The organism is bacterium (genome assembly GCA_030652805.1).
In the GTDB taxonomy this organism is placed as follows: domain Bacteria; phylum JAHJDO01; class JAHJDO01; order JAHJDO01; family JAHJDO01; genus JAHJDO01.
This window is the reverse complement of the sequence record JAUSPT010000042.1, coordinates 1-4,934: the sequence shown is the minus strand read 5'-3', so window position 1 is coordinate 4,934 and position 4,934 is coordinate 1. Positions and strand designations below refer to the sequence as shown.

Annotated in this window: 7 protein-coding genes; 1 reads left to right on the top strand and 6 read right to left on the bottom strand. The window is 39.0% G+C overall.

Annotated features, from left to right (window positions below; translation table 11 throughout):
* Positions 1 to 239 precede the first annotated feature (239 nt).
* Complete coding sequence (locus Q7J67_04430) at positions 240 to 998, top strand: ATP-binding protein (protein ID MDO9464527.1); 759 nt, start codon at positions 240 to 242, stop codon at positions 996 to 998.
* Positions 999 to 1,116: 118 nt separating this feature from the next.
* Here Q7J67_04430 and Q7J67_04425 read toward each other — a convergent pair whose 3' ends face one another.
* The 6 genes from Q7J67_04425 to Q7J67_04400 all read right to left on the bottom strand — a co-directional run bounded on the left by Q7J67_04425 (position 1,117) and on the right by Q7J67_04400 (position 4,794).
* On the bottom strand, positions 1,117 to 1,425 hold the full coding sequence (locus Q7J67_04425) for a non-histone chromosomal MC1 family protein (GenBank protein ID MDO9464526.1): 309 nt from the start codon (positions 1,423 to 1,425) through the stop codon (positions 1,117 to 1,119).
* A gap of 42 nt (positions 1,426 to 1,467) precedes the next feature.
* Positions 1,468 to 1,830: a DUF5615 family PIN-like protein gene (locus Q7J67_04420; GenBank protein ID MDO9464525.1), complete on the bottom strand. Its 363-nt coding sequence runs from the start codon at positions 1,828 to 1,830 to the stop codon at positions 1,468 to 1,470.
* 2 nt (positions 1,831 to 1,832) lie between these two features.
* Entirely contained in the window at positions 1,833 to 2,078 is a 246-nt protein-coding gene (locus tag Q7J67_04415) for a DUF433 domain-containing protein (protein MDO9464524.1), read from the bottom strand.
* Positions 2,079 to 2,250: 172 nt separating this feature from the next.
* Positions 2,251 to 2,439, bottom strand: a complete 189-nt coding sequence (locus Q7J67_04410) for a DUF5678 domain-containing protein (protein MDO9464523.1) — start codon at positions 2,437 to 2,439, stop codon at positions 2,251 to 2,253.
* 25 nt (positions 2,440 to 2,464) lie between these two features.
* Entirely contained in the window at positions 2,465 to 3,595 is a 1,131-nt protein-coding gene (locus Q7J67_04405; GenBank protein ID MDO9464522.1) for an integrase core domain-containing protein, read from the bottom strand.
* A gap of 308 nt (positions 3,596 to 3,903) precedes the next feature.
* Positions 3,904 to 4,794, bottom strand: a complete 891-nt coding sequence (locus Q7J67_04400; GenBank protein MDO9464521.1) for an ATP-binding protein — start codon at positions 4,792 to 4,794, stop codon at positions 3,904 to 3,906.
* Positions 4,795 to 4,934 lie beyond the last annotated feature (140 nt).

Sequence of the window (4,934 nt, the reverse complement as noted above, 5' to 3'; positions counted from 1 at the left end):
TTGAGACAGATGTTGAGGATGTTGGCTGTGGCGCAGATCATGGCACATGCTGGGATTTAGAGTGTTGGAAATGTGGAGGTACTCTCAGGTTTGATAAAGATTTTGAAAAACCCGCCGAAGCGGAGCGAAGGCGCTAAGTTCAATTGTAAGCAAGTATTATACGCCATATTATCAGCGGTCTTATGATGATCGATTGATCTGAATGCCGGGCTATAAAGAGGCTTAAGTGTCTTTAGCTTATGCAGTTACAGCAACCATGTAATATTGCACGTTCCTTACTTTGGGCTTTAGGAGATAACTATATCGATGCAGGAACACTTCCAGAGATGATAGGCGAGGCTTACAAATACATTATTCAAGAATTGGGGAAAGAACTTATTCCCTACAAAAACCCTGCTACAGGAAAGCGGGAATATATTCCTAAGTATCCCTACCTTGTTATCAGGGAAGCAATTGCTAATGCTACAACCCACAGGGAATATCACCCTTTTATCAAAAATGGAATAGATATTCTTTGGTTTAGTGACCGTATCGAAGTTCTTAATCCCGGCTTACTTCTCGACCCTATTACCCCTGAGAACATCTATATCGTCAGAAATAAACAACGGAACCCCAATATTGCTAGAATACTTACTGGCTATGGCTATGCTGAGCAGATTGGCGAAGGGATGCAGCTCTTTAAAAGAGCGTGCGATAAGCACCCCTTTAACCCTAAATACCCTGAATATAGAGAGTGGACTGATACCACTGTAACAGTTTTACATCCTGCAGAAGTTGGCGAGACAGAAAAGGAAGGGAATATTACCGAAAATTTGAATGAAAGGCAGATAAAGGCATTGGAGCGCATTAGGCAAGAAGGCAGAATTTCTAATCGTGAATATAGGAAAATATTTGGGGTGAGTGCCGCGACTGCAAAGAGAGAACTTCAAGATTTAGTAAAAAAGAATGTTTGTAACACTGCTGGAGCAGGCCGCAGTTCGTACTATTTCTCTAAATGACCCGATTATGACCCGATTATGACCCGATTCAAGGGAGTGAATTACTCCTAGCTTACGCAAGGAGCTTCCTGATTCGTAGTCCTGAGTACTTTTGGCGAACTATTACTTCGCGGCGTTATTATATCTTATCTAACTTCTCAACACGAAGTTTCTTTACCATGGGTTTGTTAATTTTATCAGGCATCCAATCAGGTGCATTAGCAGGTTTAGCAACTTTCTGTACTGAACCTTTAAATATATGCAGTCTCCATTTGCCGTCTTTCTTCTGCCCATGTTCTCTGAGCTTGATCAGACCATCGCTGTCTTTCAATCCCCTGGAAGCAGCCTTTAAAGCAGCCTGTCTTGCTCCTTTACCCTTAAATACATTGTCTTCTTTCTTGCCTATCCTTAATGAATAGAGCTTTGCTTCTGCTTTTTTCTTTGCCATTGTTTCCCCTCCTTGTTTTAATGGTTCGCGCAGTTTTCCCTCTTATTTTCTAATTCTCAATTTCCCATCTTTAAAAACACAAAACTTATTCAAAAGATTATTAGAGTGTTTTTCTAAAATATTTTCTATAACTTTAACCTTTTCCTCAGACGCAGCTTCTTCAAGCCTTAACAATAAAACACCTGCATGTGGTAATCCGGAATTATACACTAACTCTCCAAAATCTTTATCCATAGTAATAACCATTCGCTTTCCTGAAACTGCCATCTTTAGTATTTCTTCATCAAGCATTTGAGGATTTATGTCTCTAACACTTTTTGTATCATATCCATGATTTATAAGCCAACTCTCAACTTTTATACTAACTCCAACATCAACTAAAAATTTTAAGCTCTTTTGCTTCACCTTCAAGTACCTATTGCAAGTTTAAAAACTTGCTCCTCGCTAACCAATTCAGATGCGTGAAGTAAAACTGCCTGAATATCCTCAGACTCCAACTCAGGATAGTCTTCAAGCAATTCCTGAGTTGTGATTCCACCAGCTAAGGCTTTTAATATCTGGTCAACTGTAATTCGTAAACCTCTAATAGTCGGTTTGCCAACCATCACATCAGGATTGGCGGTAATCCTATCCAACAGATATTGAGCATTCATATCTTTTCCTCCATTTTCTAATTTGGTTATCTGATTGCTAGAACTTTATCCAAATTCTTTAATTCTATTCTACATCTTCAGAGGACATTGTCAAACTAACAATTTTTTTAGTGTTGGCTGAAATACATAGGAAATGCTTTTTGTTTGATTTTATTCGCTTTCCCTAATGCTCTTAATAAATCTGTATTACATCTTTTTTAGGTATATGTGCTATAACAGGATTCTTATATCCTTTTTTTTCAGCTTTCTCATAAACTTCTTGGATGCGATCTCCACTGCTTATAACTGTAGCATCTTCAAAGCTTTTAAGTGCTACATACTGTCCGCTATATTTTTTCCCTTTTAATAACTGGACACTCATTATTATTCCCTCCTTTTTTCGCTCTTTATTTTAGAGTATGAAATTTACTCTCCTTTAATTCTATTCTATGCCAAGATTCTGGCAAAACAAGTGTGCTGGCTGGGCACATAGGTAACACTTTTTGTTTAAGATTTTCATTGTGATTCTCAATATATCTCATAGGTGTTAAATAATCAAGCGCTTGATGAGGGCGATTAAAATTATACTCAATCAGCCAATTTGTTACAGCTGGATTAAACTCATCACAATCAGTAGTTAGATTGCCATCATAGAGCCATTCATGCTTGAGTGTCCCGTTAAATCTCTCAGCTTCAGGATTATCCTTTGGAGTTCTTACTCTTGAGAAATATCTATCAATACCAAGTTTAGCAGAAGCCTGCTCAAAATAATTGGCAAACTCACTTCCGTTATCTGTCTGAATGTTCATAATCTGCTGATTGATAAGATATTGAAGCCTGTATAGAAAATCCGCTGCGGCTTTAGAGCTGTGAGTTTTGTACATTCTGGCATAGCCGAGCTTACTAGCATGATCAACCGCTGTAAGAATATATCTCTTAAGACTACCCCAGTAAATGACAATAGTATCCAGCTGAAGAAGAAACCATAATTTATTCTCCTTAACCAACTGAGTTATCCTCTTCTTGGGATGCTGCTTAGCTCTTGCAATCTTCTTAGCTGTTTTCTCTGCCTTGACCTTATCCGGATACAGTTTATGCTTTCTGATCACTCTTTCTATCTTCCAACAGGATATGTCTTCCTTGTAATCTTGTTTGTATAAAACCTTGAGTTTTATCTTGCCGTAATGCATGTACTTCTTTCTTAACAGTTTTACCTTTGCTTCTTGTTCTAAAGTCACTTCCCACTTCCTTCTTCTATGAGGAGCCCTGGACTGATTTTCTAACTCTTTAACATCGTATCCGTTATCCCTGAATCTATTAAACCATTTGTAAAAAGTCTTTCTTGATATGCCAAAATGCTTACAGGTAAATCTAACATTGCGCTTTCCTGCAGTGTAATAGAATATTATCCATTCCAGTCTTAGTCTCGCCTTTGAAGAAAGCACTGCAATCTCTGCTGTACCTCGCCAATGTTCATATCTATTTATTTTAGGTAGAGGCTTTCTCTTAAAGAAGTAAAAACTAGCTGTCTTTCTCATTTGGCAACTCCTCCGATATGATAGATTCTTGCTCCAAACATTGCTCGCTAGCTCGCAATGTTTGGATGTCTTCTATCATACCACGAGTGTTACCTATGTTTCTCAGCCTCCGCAACAAGCAAAATTTTTCGCTTTCTGTGAAAACTGCGAAATCTTTAAGTTTAACCTGGCTTATTTAACGATTCTGCCTTGGCGCAAGCACATAATGCCTTAATGCTCAATCCTTGCAATTCATTGTCACACTCATAACTACAATATTTCAATCAGTAGATTCAAACTAAATAATCGGTAGATTATCGGTATATTTTTTATTTATTTTTTTCGACATATTTTGTTGTTCGCCCACGGCCAACCTGCTCAAGAATTCCCAGATTTACCAGCCCTAAAAGATCCCGTTGTGCCGTATCATAAACGACATTAAAACGTTTTTTACACCACCCACTGGTAACATATCCTCTCTTAAGAACTTGGATTATAATTTGTTTTTGCCTTTTGTTTAGTTTTTCTTCTACTGATGGAACGATCGTTCTCTTCCCCGCTGTTTTCGGAATGCGCAATTTAGAGATATTACTACCTGGCCCTTTGAATATCACCTGAAAATATCCAGTATCTTCACCAAGTGAAATATTTTCAAGCCCGTGATCTATCATTTGATCGCGCATTCTGCGGAATCCGCTGCCACGTTCCTCGATATGATGAAAATACGACAGACTTTGCGCTAAAATAGGATTGCGTGAACATGGTTTGTATCTACCAGAACGCAATTTCTGAATAGTCAGCGGTTTTGGTGGAAGGCCGGGGCTGGAGATGACAATACGATCAGGAAATACCTCCACCATTATTTTCCGGCCTGCATCTTCATAATTTCTGTGGGCAACTCCGTTAACAAGAGCCTCTCTTAAGGCCTCGATGGGATATTCATCAATACGCACACGTTCCAGGCCGACAACCCGCATAGGATGCCGTGTATTGCGATCTATAAATGCAAGCGCTCTTTCTATAACCACGGGTGCAGGGCCGCGTATATCTTCCTGATCAATAGGATTTCCATCAGGAACTATTGATCTATGCGTGTCTGCTAAAATCCTGCATTGAGGGAAAACTCTTGAGGGGTCATGCGATAAAACCAGAATTCCTGCCGCAGTACCATAATGTTCATTGGTATCATGATCAAACCAGATAAGCCCGCATACCATCATATGCGGAGGCTGAGAAACATAGGTAACACTCGTGGTATGATAGAAGACATCCAAACATTGCGAGCTAGCGAGCAATGTTTGGAGCAAGAATCTACCATATCGGAGGAGTTGCCAAATGAGAAAGACAGCTAGTTTTTACT

Coding starts and splice junctions, on each gene's coding strand:
- Q7J67_04430 (MDO9464527.1), top strand. CDS start 240: ATGCAGTTACAGCAACCATGTAATATTGCACGTTCCTTACTTTGGGCT.
- Q7J67_04400 (MDO9464521.1), bottom strand. CDS start 4,794: ATGATGGTATGCGGGCTTATCTGGTTTGATCATGATACCAATGAACAT.
- Q7J67_04425 (MDO9464526.1), bottom strand. CDS start 1,425: ATGGCAAAGAAAAAAGCAGAAGCAAAGCTCTATTCATTAAGGATAGGC.
- Q7J67_04410 (MDO9464523.1), bottom strand. CDS start 2,439: ATGAGTGTCCAGTTATTAAAAGGGAAAAAATATAGCGGACAGTATGTA.
- Q7J67_04415 (MDO9464524.1), bottom strand. CDS start 2,078: ATGAATGCTCAATATCTGTTGGATAGGATTACCGCCAATCCTGATGTG.
- Q7J67_04405 (MDO9464522.1), bottom strand. CDS start 3,595: ATGAGAAAGACAGCTAGTTTTTACTTCTTTAAGAGAAAGCCTCTACCT.